The organism is Micromonospora sp. NPDC001898 (assembly GCF_042891255.1).
GTDB lineage: Bacteria > Actinomycetota > Actinomycetes > Mycobacteriales > Micromonosporaceae > Micromonospora.
In genome coordinates this window covers 500,682-516,944 of sequence record NZ_JBIATC010000003.1, presented here as the reverse complement: position 1 = coordinate 516,944, position 16,263 = coordinate 500,682, and the positions used below count along the sequence as shown (strand labels likewise).

General features: G+C 70.5%; 21 protein-coding genes and 1 CRISPR repeat array. Of the genes, 11 read left to right on the top strand and 10 right to left on the bottom strand.

The genetic code is table 11. The annotated features are described in order from the left end of the window. Positions 1-273: 273 nt before the first annotated feature. The 5 genes from ACFYZF_RS10160 to ACFYZF_RS10140 all read left to right on the top strand — a co-directional run bounded on the left by ACFYZF_RS10160 (position 274) and on the right by ACFYZF_RS10140 (position 2,971). Complete coding sequence (locus ACFYZF_RS10160) at positions 274-819, top strand: HAD family hydrolase (protein WP_387018411.1); 546 nt, start codon at positions 274-276, stop codon at positions 817-819. Positions 820-895: 76 nt separating this feature from the next. Next, positions 896-1,510 carry a hypothetical protein gene (locus ACFYZF_RS10155; RefSeq protein WP_387017868.1) on the top strand — a complete coding sequence of 205 codons (615 nt, stop codon included), beginning with the start codon at positions 896-898 and terminating at the stop codon, positions 1,508-1,510. Between the two features lie 387 nt (positions 1,511-1,897). Then, positions 1,898-2,260: a DUF2089 domain-containing protein gene (locus ACFYZF_RS10150; protein WP_387017866.1), complete on the top strand. Its 363-nt coding sequence runs from the start codon at positions 1,898-1,900 to the stop codon at positions 2,258-2,260. Further along, positions 2,257-2,517 carry a hypothetical protein gene (locus tag ACFYZF_RS10145; protein ID WP_387017863.1) on the top strand — a complete coding sequence of 87 codons (261 nt, stop codon included), beginning with the start codon at positions 2,257-2,259 and terminating at the stop codon, positions 2,515-2,517. Before ACFYZF_RS10150 ends, ACFYZF_RS10145 begins: the two co-directional genes overlap by 4 nt. A gap of 22 nt (positions 2,518-2,539) precedes the next feature. Next, positions 2,540-2,971 carry a hypothetical protein gene (locus ACFYZF_RS10140; protein WP_387017861.1) on the top strand — a complete coding sequence of 144 codons (432 nt, stop codon included), beginning with the start codon at positions 2,540-2,542 and terminating at the stop codon, positions 2,969-2,971. A 112-nt stretch (positions 2,972-3,083) separates the two neighbouring features. On the opposite strand, the gene ACFYZF_RS10135 is transcribed toward ACFYZF_RS10140, so the two are convergent. The 4 genes from ACFYZF_RS10135 to ACFYZF_RS10120 are packed head-to-tail and all read right to left on the bottom strand — an operon-like array spanning position 3,084 to position 5,324. Further along, complete coding sequence (locus ACFYZF_RS10135; protein WP_387017858.1) at positions 3,084-4,286, bottom strand: helix-turn-helix domain-containing protein; 1,203 nt, start codon at positions 4,284-4,286, stop codon at positions 3,084-3,086. Beyond that, positions 4,273-4,443: a hypothetical protein gene (locus ACFYZF_RS10130; RefSeq protein WP_350889851.1), complete on the bottom strand. Its 171-nt coding sequence runs from the start codon at positions 4,441-4,443 to the stop codon at positions 4,273-4,275. The genes ACFYZF_RS10135 and ACFYZF_RS10130 overlap by 14 nt, the downstream gene beginning before the upstream one ends. After that, a complete protein-coding gene (locus ACFYZF_RS10125) occupies positions 4,427-4,768 on the bottom strand; it encodes a hypothetical protein (protein WP_387017856.1) in 342 nt (113 codons plus the stop codon). Before ACFYZF_RS10125 ends, ACFYZF_RS10130 begins: the two co-directional genes overlap by 17 nt. Next, positions 4,761-5,324 (bottom strand): DivIVA domain-containing protein, encoded by a 564-nt coding sequence (locus ACFYZF_RS10120; protein ID WP_387017853.1) that lies wholly within the window; start codon positions 5,322-5,324, stop codon positions 4,761-4,763. The genes ACFYZF_RS10125 and ACFYZF_RS10120 overlap by 8 nt, the downstream gene beginning before the upstream one ends. Before the next feature lie 90 nt (positions 5,325-5,414). On the opposite strand from ACFYZF_RS10120, the gene ACFYZF_RS10115 reads away from it, so the two are divergent. Further along, complete coding sequence (locus tag ACFYZF_RS10115) at positions 5,415-5,642, top strand: GntR family transcriptional regulator (protein WP_387017850.1); 228 nt, start codon at positions 5,415-5,417, stop codon at positions 5,640-5,642. Between the two features lie 18 nt (positions 5,643-5,660). Further along, positions 5,661-5,891 (top strand): CRISPR-associated endonuclease Cas2, encoded by a 231-nt coding sequence (gene cas2 / locus ACFYZF_RS10110; protein ID WP_387017847.1) that lies wholly within the window; start codon positions 5,661-5,663, stop codon positions 5,889-5,891. A gap of 126 nt (positions 5,892-6,017) precedes the next feature. Further along, a CRISPR array of direct repeats spans positions 6,018-6,792; the repeat unit is 36 nt; unit sequence GCTGCGCCCGGCCCTGGTGCCGGGCGAGGATCGCAA. A gap of 139 nt (positions 6,793-6,931) precedes the next feature. Here cas2 and ACFYZF_RS10105 read toward each other — a convergent pair. The 3 genes from ACFYZF_RS10105 to ACFYZF_RS10095 all read right to left on the bottom strand — a co-directional run bounded on the left by ACFYZF_RS10105 (position 6,932) and on the right by ACFYZF_RS10095 (position 9,350). Next, a complete protein-coding gene (locus ACFYZF_RS10105) occupies positions 6,932-8,182 on the bottom strand; it encodes an MFS transporter (RefSeq protein WP_387017844.1) in 1,251 nt (416 codons plus the stop codon). 76 nt (positions 8,183-8,258) lie between these two features. Next, complete coding sequence (locus tag ACFYZF_RS10100) at positions 8,259-8,741, bottom strand: hypothetical protein (protein WP_387017841.1); 483 nt, start codon at positions 8,739-8,741, stop codon at positions 8,259-8,261. A gap of 9 nt (positions 8,742-8,750) precedes the next feature. Beyond that, positions 8,751-9,350: a GNAT family N-acetyltransferase gene (locus ACFYZF_RS10095; RefSeq protein WP_387017838.1), complete on the bottom strand. Its 600-nt coding sequence runs from the start codon at positions 9,348-9,350 to the stop codon at positions 8,751-8,753. A 153-nt stretch (positions 9,351-9,503) separates the two neighbouring features. On the opposite strand from ACFYZF_RS10095, the gene ACFYZF_RS10090 reads away from it, so the two are divergent. Together ACFYZF_RS10090 and ACFYZF_RS10085 are read left to right on the top strand one after the other, a co-directional pair. Further along, positions 9,504-9,938, top strand: a complete 435-nt coding sequence (locus ACFYZF_RS10090; protein WP_387017835.1) for a VOC family protein — start codon at positions 9,504-9,506, stop codon at positions 9,936-9,938. A gap of 127 nt (positions 9,939-10,065) precedes the next feature. Then, complete coding sequence (locus ACFYZF_RS10085) at positions 10,066-10,848, top strand: maleylpyruvate isomerase family mycothiol-dependent enzyme (RefSeq protein WP_387017834.1); 783 nt, start codon at positions 10,066-10,068, stop codon at positions 10,846-10,848. A 170-nt stretch (positions 10,849-11,018) separates the two neighbouring features. Here the strand turns inward: ACFYZF_RS10085 and ACFYZF_RS10080 are convergent, their stop codons facing one another. Next, positions 11,019-12,143 carry an FAD-dependent oxidoreductase gene (locus tag ACFYZF_RS10080; protein WP_387017831.1) on the bottom strand — a complete coding sequence of 375 codons (1,125 nt, stop codon included), beginning with the start codon at positions 12,141-12,143 and terminating at the stop codon, positions 11,019-11,021. Positions 12,144-12,171: 28 nt separating this feature from the next. Between ACFYZF_RS10080 and ACFYZF_RS10075 the strand changes: the two genes are divergently transcribed. Further along, a complete protein-coding gene (locus ACFYZF_RS10075; protein WP_387017829.1) occupies positions 12,172-12,897 on the top strand; it encodes a TetR/AcrR family transcriptional regulator in 726 nt (241 codons plus the stop codon). A gap of 76 nt (positions 12,898-12,973) precedes the next feature. On the opposite strand, the gene ACFYZF_RS10070 is transcribed toward ACFYZF_RS10075, so the two are convergent. Continuing rightward, positions 12,974-13,906 (bottom strand): DMT family transporter, encoded by a 933-nt coding sequence (locus tag ACFYZF_RS10070; protein WP_387017827.1) that lies wholly within the window; start codon positions 13,904-13,906, stop codon positions 12,974-12,976. On the opposite strand from ACFYZF_RS10070, the gene ACFYZF_RS10065 reads away from it, so the two are divergent. Beyond that, positions 13,905-15,317 (top strand): PLP-dependent aminotransferase family protein, encoded by a 1,413-nt coding sequence (locus tag ACFYZF_RS10065; RefSeq protein WP_387017824.1) that lies wholly within the window; start codon positions 13,905-13,907, stop codon positions 15,315-15,317. The two genes, ACFYZF_RS10070 and ACFYZF_RS10065, sit on opposite strands and share 2 nt — an antisense overlap. A 31-nt stretch (positions 15,318-15,348) precedes the next feature. On the opposite strand, the gene ACFYZF_RS10060 is transcribed toward ACFYZF_RS10065, so the two are convergent. Continuing rightward, the gene (locus ACFYZF_RS10060; protein ID WP_387017822.1) at positions 15,349-16,221 is read right to left on the bottom strand and encodes a DUF6892 domain-containing protein; all 873 of its coding nucleotides are present in this window, start codon (positions 16,219-16,221) and stop codon (positions 15,349-15,351) included. Positions 16,222-16,263 lie beyond the last annotated feature (42 nt).

The following is a 16,263-nucleotide window of genomic DNA, read 5'->3' as shown; positions in this document are numbered from 1 at the left end:
GGGGAGAAGGCGCACCGGTCGGCCCAACTGTGGTGGCCGACGAGGACGCTGAAGGCCGGTGGTCAGCCCCACCTCGGCGGGGGTGTCGGCGGTCAGCACCCGCACCAGGCGACCGCCGAGTTCGGGCCGCTCGACCATCCTGTCCAGCGGGGGCGCCATCCACGGCCGCCGCGGGCCGCCGCCCGTCGGCCCCACGGGCGACGCGGCCTTCTCGCGGTTTCTCCGCTGCTCGTCCACAGCCGAGAGCTCAACTTCCGGGCGTTGTCCGCCGCGATGCGTGAGCACGGCGCGACGCTCGACCCCGGGTGGTACTGGCTGCGCCAGGCCATCTCGGTGCCGGACCTGCTGGTGCTGTGGGAGCGGCAGTTCGGGCCGCTGTCGGCGCCGGTCGCCGTGATCACCGACCGGTTCCGGGCGTACGTGATCGGGGCCGCGCCGAGCCTCGTGGTCAACGCCCCCGTCGCCGCCGTCGCCCGTGCCGCCGCCGCCCGGGGGCAGAAGCTGGCGATCGGATCCAACGCGTCGACCGCCTCCATCACCGTCGGTCTCGCGGCGACCGGGCTCAGCCCGCTGTTCCCCGTCGTCGTCACCAGGAGCGACGTCACGCGCGGCAAGCCCGCGCCGGAGATCTACGCGCTGGCCGCGCGCCGGCTCGGCGTGGACGCGGGCGACTGCCTGGTGTACGAGGACGCCGAGGAGGGCGTCGCCAGCGCCCAGGCGGCGGGCATGGCCGCCTACAACATCAGCACCGGGGCCCTGGTGCCCCGGCCGCGCGCAGCGTCCCCGGGGTCGACGCTGCGACAGGTGCCGGACGGATGACGTTCTCCGGCGTGGCCCGGGGTGGTGCTGTTCGTCGTGCCCGACGGACCAGGCGATCGATTCACCAGGGGTGTCCATGAATGAGGAAGTAGTCGCGATTCAACGGATTGCTCGATTCTCCCGGCCGACCGTTTTCGGGCAGTTCGAGGTGACGGTCTACAACAAGGACGGCAGTTTCCTTTTCGCCATCACCCGGGGCGACCTTCCGGCCGACGACCTTCTGGTGCGTGTGCAGTCGCCGTGCCTGTTCGGCGAGTCGTTCGGCGTGAACTCCTGCGACTGCGGCGCACAGTTGACCGAGGCGCTACGGATCGGCGCGCAGCAGCCCCACTTCCTCCTGGTCTACCTGTCCAACCAGGAGGGGCGCGGCCTGGGCCTGTTCCAGAAGGTCAAGCTCATCGAGGTCGAGGCCAACCGGAACGTCGGCATGATGGAGGCGTTCGACATTCTCGGCCTCCCGCTGGACATCCGCGAGTACCGGACGGCGAGCGAGATGATCCGGGATCTCAACGGCGACCGAGCGATCCGCCTGATGACCAACAACCCGAAGAAGGTCGACGGGCTCACGGCCGGCGGGATCAACATCTCCGAGCGCGTGCCGCTGCTGGTCGACCCGCCCAACGAGGCGTGCCGCGCCTATCTGAAGGCGAAGAAGGAGAACCTCGGGCACATCCTGCCGCACCTGGACTGACTGCGGTCGGTCGCGCGGATCCGGCACGCGCCCGGCCGTGAGCGGGTCGCCGATCTGGAGGTACGCGCGGGCGGCATCGGTCAGGTGCGCCGCCCGGTGCTCGGCCGGCAACCGCCGCCGGTCGTGGCGGCACGGGCGGCCTCGGCCAGCAGCATCCCGCGCAACGCCGGGTGCTCCGGCGTGCCGTCGCGCGGCCCGTGGGGTCGGTGCTGCGCGCGGCGGCGGTCGTGGCCGCCATGGGGACACGGCGGATCGCGGACGACGGGAGCCGGCGGGCCAGGACATTGAAGATAAAATTAAGAAAATTAAGATTAGCGCGTTGACGCCTTTAGAAAGTCAAGGTAGAAATGAATGGCGGGCGCGTCGTCGAGAGTAGGGGAGCCGAGGGTGGACTGGCAGGAACTGACGGACCTGACGCACGGACAGCCGTTCGTGGTCGAGCGGGTCCGCCTCGCCGGCAGCGGCATCGTGGTCGAGGGGCAGTTCGAGCCGCCGCAGTTGGCTCAGCTCAGCGTCGACGACCAGGTGTTCGTTGCCGCGTTCGTACGGTCACACGGTTCGATCAAGGAGATGGAGCGGATCTTCGGGGTGAGCTACCCGACGATCAAGTCCCGGCTGAACCGGATCGCCGCGCGCCTCGACTTCGTCGACACCGACCCGGCGCCCACCGGCGCCGACGTCGTCGACCGCCTGCGGCGGGGGGAGATCAGCGTCCAGGAGGCGCTGGCCGAGCTGGAGCGGTCCCGATGATCCCGCAGCTGGTGACGTACCGCCAACGTCGTAGCGACGGCCGCTGGCTGCGGCTGTACGTCCCTGTCCTGCCGGTGCTGCTGGTGCTGTCACCGCTCCTGCTGATCGCCGTGCTGGTCGGGCTGGTCGCCTGCCTCGCCACCCGGGTGAGCCCGGTGGGCGCGCTGCGCGGCATCGGGCAACTGCTATGCGCGCTGCCCGGCACCCGGTTCGAAATCGACGATGGCCGAACGGCCGTGCTGGTCAGCGTCAGATGAGTCAGAGAGGGAGGAGCAACAAATGAACGAGCAGCGCCGCCAGGTCCTGCAGATGCTGGCCGAGGGCAAGATCACCGCGGACGAGGCCGAGCGGCTGATCGACGCCCTCGGACGAGAGCAGCCCGAGTCGCCGCCGGGGGCCGTGCCCCGCCCGAAGCCCCGCCCCAAGTACCTGCGCGTCGTGGTGAACTCGGAGGACGATCCCGGCGGCGACGGGCCGAGCCGGGTCAACATCCGGGTCCCGCTGCAACTGCTGCGCGCCGGGGTCCGACTCACCAGCCTCATCCCCCCGCAGGCGCTCACCAAGGTCAACGACGAGCTGACCAGGTCCGGCGTGCCGATCGACCTCACCCAGCTCAAGCCGCAGCACATCGAGGAACTCGTCGAGCACCTCGACGATCTCACCGTCGACGTCGACCAGCCCGACGCCAAGGTGCAGGTGTTCTGCGAGTAACACCGCCACGTCGCCGGACGCCCGCCCGGACCACGGGGTCGGGGCGGCCGTCCGGCCGGCCGGCGGGCATGGGCGTCCAACCCGTCACGCGACGGAGCCGCGCAAGCGGTCGTCACCCGAGGCCGACGGCCGTGGCCAGCCGAGCGACGTCCGCCGGGACCGGCCCGCCGCGCATCAGGGCGACGATCACCGTACGGGCCACCGGCCGTAACCGGACCTCGGCCGGCGCGGTCCGGTCGGCCTCGACCAGCACGCGCCCGGCCGCGAACGGGTCACCCACCTGGAGGTACGCGCGGGAAGCGTCGATCAGGTACGCCGCCCGGTGCTCGGCCGGCAACCGCCGCCAGGCGTCGCCGCCGATGACCTTCTCGTGCCGGGTGACCGCCTCGCCGCCGGAACCCAGGTCGACGGCGGTCGCCACCCGGGCCAGCTCCACGGCCGTCGGCCCGAATCCCGTCCAGTGCAGGTCAGGGCCGTCGTCGCCCAGCCGCTCGGCGATCCCGGCCGCCTGGTCGACCAGCTCCCGTACGCCCGGGGCATCGCCGCACGCGGCGGCGGCCAGGGCGGCCTGGACCAGCAGCGTCCCGCACAACGCCAGGTGCTGCGGCGGGCCGTCGCGCGGCACCGTGGGGGCGATGCGGTGCGCGGCGGCGATCGTGACGGCCAGGGCCGGCCGGGCGCGGCCGAGGTCGCGCAGCGCCTGCCCCAGCGGCACGGTGGCCGCCGCCACCAGCAGCGGGTCGCCCGTGGACACGGACATGGCCCGGTCGGCGGCCAGCCAGCCGAGGTCGCCCTCGCCGAGCTTGACCAGCACGGACGACGTGATCCGGTACGCCTGCACCAGCAGCTCCGCCCCGCCGTCCCCGCCGCCGCCCGAGTGGGCGCGTTGGGCGTCGCCGAGCAGTGCCGGCAGCATCCGCAGCAACTGCGGATAGTCGGCATGCTGGTACGTCAGCCAGGCGTGCCCCACCCGCCGGGCCAGCTCGCCGGCCGGCGGTGCCGCCCGGCCGCCCGGCCCGGTCAGGACGGTGTCGTAGCGCGCCAGGGCGGCCCGCACCCCGTCGACGCCGTCCACGGCGGCACCAACCGACGGCGGCCGGGCGTCCCGGCCGAGCAGCGCCACCGGGTCGACGCGGAGCGCGGCGGCGAGTTCCCGGATGACGGTGAACCTGTCGAGGGCGCGGGCACCCCGCTCGACCTTGTCCACCCAGCTCTTCGACTTGCCGAGCCGGTCGGCGAGCATCTGCTGGGTCATCCGCCGCCGGGCCCGCAACTGCGCGACGCGGCGGCCTATCGGTAGGTCATGGGTGGTCACGACGCCACCGCCGGTCGGGCACCGCCCTCGTGGTGTCGTCCACCGGAACCCGGTCCGCCTCGGCCTGCTCCAGCAGCCGTCGCCTCGCCGCCTCCCGCTCGGCGGCCTCGGCCTGCTCGCTCCGGCGCTGCCCCGGGTCGCTATTCGTGCCGTCCATATCTCCCTGCCTTCTGGTTGGGTAGATAGCGTTGTTGCCGGTCTTGATCTTTCGCCTCGGCCGGGTGCTCCTGGACCACCCACATCTCCAACGGTCTGCCGCACCATCCGACGATGCGCTCGGTGATCTCGGCGGTGCTCATGCCGGTGATTTCCGCGTGGGCGTCCGGCAGGTACGCGGTCATGTAGCGGACGAGGGTCCGGACGTTGCACTGGCACAGTTCCTTGAGCTGGCGCTTGCGGGCCAGGCACGGCCAGGGTTCGCCGCAGGCGAGGCAGTTCCAGTCGGGCCTCGACGGGCCGTGGAGCGCCGGGTAGTCAGCCATCGTCCGATTCGTCTTCCGGCTGACGGTGGCAGCCCTGCCGGCGGGGGGAGTAGGTCGGCCACATGGGCGGGCGCCTGTACTCACCGTATGGCCGCTGTGCCCACGGCTCACGTGGGCGCCGGCGCTCCGCTCGCAGCTCCGTCACGGTGTCCCGGTGGTAGCGCGCCTCATCCCGGGCGGTGACGATCTCCTGGTACAGGGCGTCCAGATCGGCCTCGACCCGACGCAGGAACCTGCCGACTGCCTCCGGGTCGAGGCCACGCCGACCGAACTTGGTCATCGGGAAGTCGTGCCATCGGATATCGGCCGGCGTCAGCAGATTCCGCCTGGACTGGTAGACCGCGCCGCCCTCGCCGGCCGCCTCGCGGGTCCGATGGTCACTGGTGGAGAGTCGTTTCCCTCCGGCCCGTTCGGGCAGTTCTGCCCCTGGTTCCATGTGCCTCCGTCCTGCGCTGTCGACGCCTTGGCGCTCGTGCGGGCACTGCGGTTGCTGGTAGTGGATGTGCTGTCTCGATCCCCGCGTCAGACGCCAGCCAGGGCGGGGTGTCTCGGTCAACCTAAGTCACTGTGTGACCTAGGTCAATCACTGGGCGGAGTCTTCCGGCGAGTCGTGATCTAATCGCCGGGCCAGCCAGGGAGAGACCGCATGCCCATACCAATGTCGTCGAGGCAGATCGCAGACGACCTGACCGCCCGCATCACTGCCCGCGAGTACAAGCCCGGCACCAAGCTGCCGTCGCTGCGAGAGCTGTCCGATCTGTACTCGGTCAGCGTGTCAACTATCCAACGCGCCTTGGAGCTGACCCGTGATCGAGGGCTCACCGTGGGCCGCGCCGGCAGCGGGGTGTACGTCGTGGATGAGCCTCCAGCTTAGGAGGCCGAGTAGTCGACTGTGAAGGTTGCCAGGATCTGTGAGGCGTACGGGCATCGCGTGCAGAAGTCGGTGTTCGAGGTGGTTTGCCGTGAGGCGGACAAGGTGCGTTTCGTTGCCGCGCTCCAGGAGGTCATCGACCCGACCCAGGACAGCGTCCGGATCTATCGGCTGCCGGCTTACGCGCTTGACGATGTCGAGCATCTCGGCAAGCCGCGGCTGATTGACCCACGGGGAGCGTTGGTGATCTAGGAACCCCAAGTGACCACGGATACGTGAGGGGGTTCCGAGGCGAAGAATGTGGATTAGTTGAGCAAATCGGACTGCGGGTGGATCGAAAAGGCATCAATAGATCGCTATTTTCGCTGTTCGGGAGCCGCTGCGCCCGGCCCTCGTGCCGGGCGAGGATCGCAACGCGAAAACCGTCCACACCAGACACACCTTGTACTAGCGCTGCGCCCGGCCCTGGTGCCGGGCGAGGATCGCAACCGTCCGATCCGGCGCGGCGCGCGTCGGACATCATCGTGCTGCGCCCGGCCCTGGTGCCGGGCGAGGATCGCAACAGGCGACAACAGTGGTGCGTCTCCGGCGACCCTGCGCTGCTGCGCCCGGCCCTGGTGCCGGGCGAGGATCGCAACTCCTTGATCCGGTCCTCGTGCACGGACCTGGCGATGAGGCTGCGCCCGGCCCTGGTGCCGGGCGAGGATCGCAACCTGGCGACGGTGCCGCGCCGTCGGATCTCGGACGGGATGCTGCGCCCGGCCCTGGTGCCGGGCGAGGATCGCAACTGCGTCTCGGGCCGGCTGGCCCGGACCGAGGCTCAGCTGCGCCTGGCCCTGGTGCCGGGCGAGGATCGCAACTTGGCCTTGGCCTCGCCGAATCCGTCCGATGGTCGCTGCGCCCGGCCCTGGTGCCGGGCGAAGATCGCAACGGGTCGTGCATCTGCACGGAGACCATGCCGGTGTGCTTGGCTGCGCCCGGCCCTGGTGCCGGGCGAGGATCGCAAACATCAAGGCGTACCGGACGCAGGGCGGCACCGATAGCTGCGCCCGGCCCTCGTGCCGGGCACGGGTCGCAAGGTGCCACAACCCTTGTACCGGGCGATCGTGGTCACGGGGCTGCGCCCGACCCCCGTGCCAGGCGAGGACGAGCTGATGCAGACCGTGCTTTGTCCGGCCTCGTGCCGTGCCCTGTCGCAGGGGTGGCGGTAGTTCGCGGGGAACTTGAGGTGGTCGGGGTCACCGGGGGAGTGCAGAAGCCGTCAGAGCAGGGCGTCGTCGGGAGGCCGTCGGTCATCGAGCCTTCCCGCTCTTCGTCTGGGCGCTCTGAGCCGCCGTAGCTGGCACCATCTCGCTGATGGACAGCGCCGCTGCCGACGTACGTTCCTCTTCCCGCCGGGTAGGGCGGTAGGCCACGCCGAATGCGGAAGCCAGGCAGATCGCGGCGGCCACGACAAGCGTCGGGCGGTCGCCGAGCTGGACGGCGGCGGAGCCGAGGGGAATTGCCAGCACGATAGGACCGAACATCGCGGTGTTCGCGGTCCCGGCCACTCGGCCGAGTACCGCTGTCGGCGTGTGCGTCTGCACCGCCGTCACTGCGGCGACCAGGGCCCAGGGCAGGCCGATGCCGGCCATCACCGAGGCGGCCACCGTGCCGGGCCACCAGGGTAGGCAGCGCACCAGGCAGCCGACGGCGAACAGCGTCGTGCCGGCGACGCCCACGGTGACCGGGCTCCATCGGGCGATGAGCCGGCCCACGATGAGACCGCCGACGATGGAACCGGCGCCCTGCGCGCTGAACAGCACTCCGATGAACGTCGTCGGTAGGCCCAGCGTCCCGGTGACCATCGCGTAGTTGGCGGCGGTCGTGAAGCCGGACATGGCGATGGACACGGCGGCGAGCGCGACCGTGACGCGTGTGGCCCGCTGCGCTAGCAGGACGGCGAGGCCCGCGCGGAGGCCACGTTGCCGCTCGGTCGGCAGGTCGGGTGGCGTCTGCTTCAGTCGTACGGCCGCGTACAGGAGGGCGACCAGAACCGGCATCGCCGCGCTGAGCAGGACGACCGCGTGACCCCCGCGCCACGCGTAGAGGCCCGCTCCGGCCAGGGGCGCCACGAGCTTCATGCCCTCCTGGGCGCTGGAACGCCAGCCGTTGACGTCTCCGAGTTCCGCAGGCGACAGCGCGGACGGCAGCAGCGCCGTCTCGCCCGCGTCGATCAGCACGTAGCTGACGCCGTACGCGCAGGAGACCAGGAAGATGAGCCACGTCTGACCTGGTCCGCGAACCGTGAGGAGACTGAGCAGAGCAGCGGCCAGAGCGAGGTTGACCGCCATGACCAGCGATCGCCGTGACGCTCGGTCGAGCAGGCCGCCCAGCCACGGGCCGGCGAGGACCGGGGCGTACACGCAGAGCCCGGCGAGGGCGGCGAGGCCGGTGGAACCGGTGAGGTCCAGGATCCAGATCCCGGCCACCAGCGACATGGCGCTGCTGCCGAAGCCGGACAGCAGCGAGATCGCCACGAACAGGCCGGCGTTCCGGCGCATGAGCCCTCCAAGGTCGAGTCGGGACGACTCAGATCCTTGATGTTGAGCCGGACTCAGGCAAGATTTTCTCGGCCTGTCAAGGTTTCGTTGACAGAAGATCGTCGAATCGTGCCGCGACAGCCTGCACCGGCCCCGGCAACCGCTCGCGTCCTGCTTCTGTCAGGTCGAGCACGAGAAGCGATGCCAACGCGTACAGCGAGCCCGGATCGGCGTCGAGGGCCGCCTCCGCGGTCTTGCGTGCGAGAGCCGCACGCCCGAACCGAGCGTCCCACCGCCGGTCCGCGTCGATCCACCGCTGGAGGTCGAGGACCGCACCCCGTATCGCCGCGATCCGCGTCGAGTACCCGAGATCCCGTTCGTGCCGCCGCGACCGGCGTACGGCCGCCAGGCGTTGCCGGCGCTGCTCCGCGGCCTGCCGGCTGCCGAGGCCGAGCGCGGCGGCGATCTGTCCCCAGGTCACACCCGCGTGCCGCGCGCGGTCGATCAGCTCCAGCTCGCGCTCGTCCAGCCGTGCCCGGTCGACGGCGACATCGGTCAGCTCGATCAACTCGGGTGTCATGTGTCAACGTTACATTGACAGCCGGTCCTGCCCTGCGTAGCTCGCCGCCGTCGCGGCGCGTGACCGCCACTCGTGGGCCAGGATGGCGAAGACGAGTCGGTCGGCCCACTCTCCCCGGAACAGGTAGCTCTCGACATGGTGTGCCTCCTGGCGCATGCCGATCCGGGTCATCAGCCGGGCGGACGCGTCGTTGCGGCCGTGACACCGGGCGTAGATCCGGTGCAACCCGAACTCGTCGAACCCCCAGTCCAGGAGCGCCGTCACGGCTTCCGTCGCCAGCCCCCGTCCGCCGTGGTCGGGGTGGATGACGTACCCGAGTTCGGCCGTGCGGTCGAGCCGGCTGCGCCAGACCAGCTCCACGGTCCCGATCACCCCGGCGTCGGTGGCCACGGCGAGAGTCAGGCAGTCGCCCTCCGCGCGCAGCGCGTCCTCGCCCGCCATATCGAGCACCGACGACCGCGACTGCTCACGGGTACGCGGCTCCGCGCCGAGCATCCAGCGCACGACGTCGGGCCGGCTCTGATAGGCGTACACGTCGTCGAGGTCGTCCACCGTGACCGGGCGCAGGGTGAGTCGCGCGGTGCGAATCGGGTACGTCGGCCGAAACATCACGCGATCGTAGGGGAGCCGGCGGCCGGATGGCCCCTCGATTTTCACCGATCGCGTGGGGCGGGCCTGGGCGGTGGTTGCCGTCAAGACGATGCCGGGGACCAGGGGCGAATCCGTGTGGACGACGAAAGACCCCGTCTCTATGGTGGACCGATGGCGTCGGTCAAGCAGATCCAAGTCACCTTCGATTGCGCAGAACCCGAGCGCGTCGCTCGTTTCTGGTGCGAGGTGTTGGGGTACGTCGTGCCGCCGCCACCGGAGGGGTTTGCTACCTGGGACGATTTCGACCGCGCGCTGCCGCCTGAGCGTCAGGGCTCGGCGTTCGCATGCAACGATCCCTCGGGCGTGGGCCCGCGACTGTTCTTCCAGCGCGTTCCCGAAGGCAAGGTCGTCAAGAATCGACTGCATCTTGACGTGCGGGCCGGCACCGGGCTCGTGGGTGAAGAGCGCGTGGCCGCACTTGAGGCCGAATGCGCACGACTGGTCGCGCTCGGCGCGGTACGCGTGCGACTACTGCGGGCCGATGGATACAACGAGTCGTGCCTCGTGATGCAGGACATCGAAGGCAACGAGTTCTGTCTCGACTGAGTGGCCGCGAACATGGCATCCGACTAGGACGCCGCGTCGTCCGAGGGCGCGCGGCCCGTGCCGCGCTTGCCGCGTCGGCTGTGAAAATCGCTGTCCGGTTGTCGGAGCACGGTGATAGACAGCCGGGGTGGAAGAGACTCTGGAGTTTCCCGATCTGCTGCGGCTGATCGACGAACGATCGACCGCCTTCCGTGCCGCGGTCGCCTCCGCGCCCAGCCTCGACGTGCGGGTGCCGACCTGCCCCGAGTGGACGCTGTTCGATCTGACGCGGCACCTGGGCGAGGGGCGCCGCTCCTGGGCCGCCACCATCGCCGCAGGCCCTGCCGCCGCGGCCAAGTCCGCATCGGAGGGCCCGGCTGCGCCCCGGGAGCGCGAGGCCCTGCTGGCCTGGTCGGCCGCATCGACGCAGGAGCTACTGGACGCACTGCGCGAGGCCGGCCCGGATCGCGGTTGCTGGACGTGGTGGGGCACGTCGCAGTCGCCGCAGACCTGCGGTGCCGTCGCCCGGCACCAGCTCCAGGAGATCGCGGTGCACACGTACGACGCCCAGCTCACCCTGGGCGCACCGCAGCCGCTGCCGGACGAGGTGGCACTCGACGGCGTCGACGAGTTCCTGTCCACCTGCTGCGCGACGACGAGCGCCTGGCCGCACAAGCCCGCTGCCGTCGACTTCCACGCCACCGAGGGCCGCTCCTGGCGCCTGTCGCTCGCCGCCAACGGCGCACGGGCCACCCGTCACCCCATCGCAACCGCCGCCGGCGAGGGCCCGGACCCGGCCGCCGCCTCCGCCCGGGGCACGGCTGGCGAGGTGGTTCTCGTGCTGTACGACCGTATCCCGATCGACTCCCTACAGCTCGACGGTGACCGACGTCTGTTCGACCTGCTCAGGGCCTGGAACCCGGACGAGTAGGGCGTGACGACGCGGCACCTCGCGCGCCCCGAGGGCGGGTCCATTCCCGAAGTGTGGCACTGATCCGTCGCCGACAGAGCCGCTCGAACGCACTCATCTGCCGCTGATCGTGCGCGCCGACAATCTGCGAGATGCCTGGGTGTGACCACCTCTCCTGCTCCTGCGCGTTCTCAGCCTGCGGACGCGGGTTCGGCGGGCCGGGCCGCGAAGAAGCGGATGATGTCTTCCGCCGCGGTCGGGGACAGCATCATTGCCTGGGCTCGGGCGGACATCTCGGCGATCGGGTGAATCCTGGTGAACATCACCTCCTCGTACGTCCGGATCGCCGAGTCCGGGTCGGTGGGGTTGGCGGCGAGTTCGCGGGCGAGTTCGGCGGCGTCGAGCATCGCCTGGTTGGCGCCCTCGCCGACCGGCGGCATGAGGTGCGCGGCGTCGCCGATGAGGGTGACACCCGGCCGGCTGGACCAGCGCGTACCGATGGGCATCGCTTCGATCCTGCGCGACGTCGGCGCGCTGTCGCCGGCCTCGATGAGTGCGGTGAGGCGTGGGGCCCAGCCACCGAACATGTCCAGCAGGGCGCGCTTACTGCGATACGTGTCGATAGGGCGATCGTCTGCGCGCAGCGAGATCCCGACACGTAGGCTGCCGTCGCCGAGGCGTTGCGCTGCCAGGATCTGGTTCACGCCGACGCACCACAGGTTCCCGGGGCCGACCAGCTCGGCGAGATCGGGGTGGCGCCGATCGACGTCTTCGATGTTCAGCTCTACGAGGGTTGCCACATAGGACAGTTGGACGTCGGTCAGCAGCGACCGGACGATTGAGCGCGCACCGTCCGCGCCGACGAGGATGTCGCAGCCGGTTCGGTGGCCGCCCTGGAACGTCAGTTCCCAGCCCGCGTCAGGTCGCGGGGTCGCCGCGACAAGCCGGTGCCGCCAGACAACCGTGTCACCGGGGAGGGAACCGAGCAGCAGATCACGCAGTGCGCTCCGGTCGATCTCGGGACGTCCGGAGAACGAGCCGGGTTGCGGCTCATGGTGTACCAGGGTCCGTCCGGCCGGGTCGACGATGCGATGTTCCTCGCCCTCGGGCCGTGCCTCCGACCGGAACCGGCCGGTGAGACCCGCCTCGGCCAGGGCCTGTTGCCCGGACTCCGGGTGCAGGTCGAGCGTGCCGCCTTGCGATCGCGCGGATCGGCTCGCCTCACGTTCGTACACCACCGCATCGATGCCGTGCCGATGCAGGATCCGTGCCAGCGTCAGCCCGCCTAGGCCGCCACCGGCGATCGCGATTCTCATCTTCGCCCCCTTAGCGTACGCTGTATTCATGGATACGCCGTACGGTAGCGCGCCGATCCCCATCTGGGAACGGCCCGAGCCCCAGCCGCGGGCGGCGCCGGTGCCGTTGAGCCGCGCGAAGATCGCCGCCACGGCGATCCGGCTTGCCGACGCGCACGGCCTCGACGGACTGTCGTTTCGCAAGATCGCCAAAGAGCTCGGAGTCGGCCCGATGCGGCTCTACGACTACGTGACCAACAGATCCGAACTGCTCGATCTGATGGTCGACGCCGTCTATGCCCAGATCGCCGAGGCGGGCCGGCACTCCGAGTGGCGAGCCACGGTGCTGGCCATCGCCCGCGCGACCCGTAACGCCGCCCTTGATCACGAGTGGTTTTCCGACCTGCTCGGCGGAAGGCCGCACTTGGGGCCTCACGCGCTTGCCGTGGGCGAATCGACCGCGGCGGCGCTCAGCCGGGCCCCCGGCGTATGCGACATCGACGATCTTCAGCGGACTCTGGGCGCCCTCAACGCTTTCATCATCGGCGCGCTCCGCAGGGAGGTCACCGAGCGACGCACCGCCCGTTCCACCGGCACCGACGAGCCCGCCTTTCAGGCCAGTCTCGGTCCGTACCTCACCCGCGTGTTCGAATCCGGCCGGTACCCCACCATCGCCCGGCTCGTCATCGACGGCACCCACCTCAACGCCGAGGAAACCTTCAACCACAACCTGACCACCGTCCTGGACGGCATCACCGACCATCCCCGCACCTGACCAACTGCTCCGAGGCCAGCGGGCGTGGGACCGGGCGTGCGGTGGCTGGATCGACTTCCCGAGCGTGGAAACCCAGTCAGGGTCGGTTCCCGCGATTCCTGGCTCGAACGGCGAGGAGCGCACAGCCGATAACGGCGATGCCGCCGAGGACCGTGGGCCAGGCCAGGTGCTCGTGCAGGAGGAGAGCGGCCCAGCAGATGCTCATCACCGGCTGGGTCAACTGCACCTGGCTGACCTGCGCCATCGGTCCAATGGCCAGGCCCCGGTACCAGGCGAAGAACCCGAGGAACATGCTCACCACGGCGAGATAGGCGAACGCGCCCCACTCGATCACCGAGCCCGTCGGCGGCTGCTGGACGAGCGAGACGCCGGTGAGCGCGATCATCAGCGGGGAGGCCAGCACGAGGGCCCAGGAGATGGTCTGCCACGAACCCAACTCGCGGGACAGGAGCCCGCCCTCGGCGTAGCCGATCGCGCACACGATGACGGCAGCGAACAGCAGCAGGTCCGACCGGTGCAGCCCGGCGAGGCCACCGCCCTGGATCGCGGCGAACACCACGGCCGCGATCGCGCCGATCCCTGCGGCGACCCAGAACGGGGTCCGAGGCCGCTCGCGACCCCGGATCACGGCCATCACGGCCGTCGCGGCCGGCAGGAGCGCGATGACGACCGCCCCGTGGCTCGCGGGTGCGGTGGTGAGCGCGTACGAGGTCAGCAACGGAAACCCGACGACCGCGCCACCGGCCACGACCGCTACCCGGACCCACTGGGTGCCGCGCGGCATCCGCTGCCGGGTCAGCCACAGCGCGGCTGCGGCGAGGAGCGCCGCGACGACGGCGCGCCCGGAGCCGACGAACAACGGTGACATGCGCCCGCCTTCGACTGCGACGCGGGTGAACGGCACCGTGAACGAGAACGCCGCGACACCGAGCAGACCCCACCACAGACCGGTGTGAGCCTTCGGTAGCGGTGGCGACAAAACTAGAGTAGCGCTATCGTCAGTCTTCATGTTCAACGGTAGCAGTCAGCGGATCCTGGATGAACTGCACAGCTGGGTGGCGGCGGCTCCCGCCGGGGCGCGGCTGCCCTCGACGCGGGCCCTCGTAGCGCGTCACGGGGCGAGCCCGGTCACGGTGCAGAAAGCCCTGCGGACGCTGGCCGCCCAGGGGCTCGTGGAAGCCCGGCCGGGCGTGGGCACCTTCGTGCGGGCCGTCCGCACGGCACGACCGAACGATTACGGGTGGCAGACCGCCGCGCTCGGTTCCCCGCCGAATCGCAGGGCACAGGCGTTCACGGCGCTGCGCACCACACCCAACGATGTGATCGCGCTGCACGCGGGCTACCCCGACAGGGAACTCCTTCCCGAGAGATTGGTGCGGTCGGCGTTCGCACGTGCCACCCGCAGCGATGCCGCTGTCGGGCGACCACCGGCTGCGGGGCTGCCGGAGTTGCAGGCGTGGTTCGCCACAGAACTCGGTGCGGTCACCCCGCCCGGTCTCGCACCTCCGGCCGCGAGCGATGTGATTGTCCTGCCCGGTAGCCAGAGCGGGTTGAGCACGATCTTCCGCGCACTCGTAGGAGCTGGCCGGCCCGTGCTCATCGAGTCGCCCACCTATTGGGGCGCGATTCTGGCCGCCGAGCAGACCGGCGTGCGGCTCGTGCCGATCACCAGCGGCCACCGCGGCCCGGACCCCGACGAACTCGACCGCGCGTTCGCCCAGACCGGGGCGCGGGCGTTCTACGCCCAGCCGAACTTCGCCAACCCCACCGGAGCCCAGTGGTCGCCAGACCTCGCCGACCGGGTGCTGGGCACCGTGCGCGAGCACGGGGCGTTCCTCATCGAGGACGACTGGGCCCACGACTTCGGGATCACCGCCGATGACGCGCCGCTGGCCGCGCGCGACGACGGGGGGCACGTCGTCTACCTGCGGTCGCTGACCAAGAGCGTGTCACCGGCTGTCCGCGTCGCCGGGCTCATCGCCCGCGGGCCCGCCCGCGACCGCATCCTCGCAGATGCGCAGGCCCAATCCATGTACGTCAGCGGCGTCCTGCAAGCCGCCGCCCTGGAGGTCGTCACGCAGCCCGCCTGGCATACCCACCTGCGCGGACTGAGACATCAACTTGCCGCGCGCCGCGACCTTCTCGTCGGCGCGCTGCGCGAGCACGTGCCTGACTCCCACCTCGACGCGGTGCCGCACGGCGGACTGAACCTCTGGCTCCGGCTGCCCGACGACACCGACCTGACGCGCCTGGCCCGCGACTGCGAAACGGCGGGCGTCCTGGTCGCCGCTGGAGGCGACTGGTTCCCTGCCGAACCCACCGGCCGATACCTGCGCCTGAACTACTCCGGCCCCAACCCCGGCGCTTTCCCCGACGGAGCACGAGCCATCGGACAAGCCCTCACGGCGCAGCACGGATAGGGCAACGCCCGGCGCTGCCCGCCTCGCTGCTTCAGTCCGCCTCGCTGACCGTGACGCCACGCGCGCGCAGCTGCGCGATCTGGTGCTCGGGCAGTACGGCGAGCGGGGTGATTTTCAGCTCGCGCAGGTTGCGCAGCGCCTCTACGCCTGCCAGCGATCGGATGCGGAACTCGTCGGACTCGCCGTCCCACTGCTGCCACACCATGTGCGCCGTGAGGTGCCCACCCCCGAGCCAGCTGAGGGATTCGACGGTGTCGAGCGCCGCCTGGGGTATCACGACCGTCATCAGCCGGGCCAGGTTGCCTTCGTCGAACTCGAACTCGTCGAAGAAGTACGTCGGCGGCAGCTCGACCGAGCCCATCAATCTGTCGAGCACTGCCAGCTTCAGGATCGGATCACTGAATGGCGCCGCCGCCTTGACCGGGTCTGGCAGGAAGTTGTCCACCTGGACTCCGCGCGCGGCCAGCGCCGCGAGCACCTCGTGGCCCGCTGGGTGCAGCACGGCCGCACAGCCGATGTGCACCCGCTTGAGCCGATCGCAGGCCAGCAGCGGGGTCAGGTCCGCGTCCGGCGGCACACCGACCCACAGCAGTTCCAGCGCGGGCAGCGCGGTGAGCGGTCCGAGATCACTGACCTCGGACTCGCGCAGGTACAGGTTGTTCACTTCCGGAAAGCCCTCGATGCCGGTCAGCGACCGGATCGTGCCGTCGGCGCCGTCCGGCAGCGCGTCCCACAGATCCGCCTCGTCGGTCCAGGACGCCTGATCTGCACCCGCCAAGACTTCCAACGCGAGCACCTCGGCATACCGGGCTTTGAGCTCCTCGGCCGAACGTTCGCGGATCTTGGCGACCGCGTCGTTGAGATAGTCGGCCTCAAGCAGGGCCAAGTGCAGGCAGGGATCCATGCAGGCAACCTAACTGACCGTTTGGGAGGGTCGAGTGTCGGC

Coding starts and splice junctions, on each gene's coding strand:
- ACFYZF_RS10160 (WP_387018411.1), top strand. CDS start 274: ATGCGTGAGCACGGCGCGACGCTCGACCCCGGGTGGTACTGGCTGCGC.
- ACFYZF_RS10155 (WP_387017868.1), top strand. CDS start 896: ATGAATGAGGAAGTAGTCGCGATTCAACGGATTGCTCGATTCTCCCGG.
- ACFYZF_RS10145 (WP_387017863.1), top strand. CDS start 2,257: ATGATCCCGCAGCTGGTGACGTACCGCCAACGTCGTAGCGACGGCCGC.
- ACFYZF_RS10140 (WP_387017861.1), top strand. CDS start 2,540: ATGAACGAGCAGCGCCGCCAGGTCCTGCAGATGCTGGCCGAGGGCAAG.
- ACFYZF_RS10130 (WP_350889851.1), bottom strand. CDS start 4,443: ATGGACGGCACGAATAGCGACCCGGGGCAGCGCCGGAGCGAGCAGGCC.
- ACFYZF_RS10125 (WP_387017856.1), bottom strand. CDS start 4,768: ATGGCTGACTACCCGGCGCTCCACGGCCCGTCGAGGCCCGACTGGAAC.
- ACFYZF_RS10115 (WP_387017850.1), top strand. CDS start 5,415: ATGCCCATACCAATGTCGTCGAGGCAGATCGCAGACGACCTGACCGCC.
- ACFYZF_RS10105 (WP_387017844.1), bottom strand. CDS start 8,182: ATGCGCCGGAACGCCGGCCTGTTCGTGGCGATCTCGCTGCTGTCCGGC.
- ACFYZF_RS10100 (WP_387017841.1), bottom strand. CDS start 8,741: ATGACACCCGAGTTGATCGAGCTGACCGATGTCGCCGTCGACCGGGCA.
- ACFYZF_RS10095 (WP_387017838.1), bottom strand. CDS start 9,350: ATGTTTCGGCCGACGTACCCGATTCGCACCGCGCGACTCACCCTGCGC.
- ACFYZF_RS10090 (WP_387017835.1), top strand. CDS start 9,504: ATGGCGTCGGTCAAGCAGATCCAAGTCACCTTCGATTGCGCAGAACCC.
- ACFYZF_RS10080 (WP_387017831.1), bottom strand. CDS start 12,143: ATGAGAATCGCGATCGCCGGTGGCGGCCTAGGCGGGCTGACGCTGGCA.
- ACFYZF_RS10075 (WP_387017829.1), top strand. CDS start 12,172: ATGGATACGCCGTACGGTAGCGCGCCGATCCCCATCTGGGAACGGCCC.
- ACFYZF_RS10065 (WP_387017824.1), top strand. CDS start 13,905: ATGTTCAACGGTAGCAGTCAGCGGATCCTGGATGAACTGCACAGCTGG.
- ACFYZF_RS10070 (WP_387017827.1), bottom strand. CDS start 13,906: ATGAAGACTGACGATAGCGCTACTCTAGTTTTGTCGCCACCGCTACCG.
- ACFYZF_RS10060 (WP_387017822.1), bottom strand. CDS start 16,221: ATGGATCCCTGCCTGCACTTGGCCCTGCTTGAGGCCGACTATCTCAAC.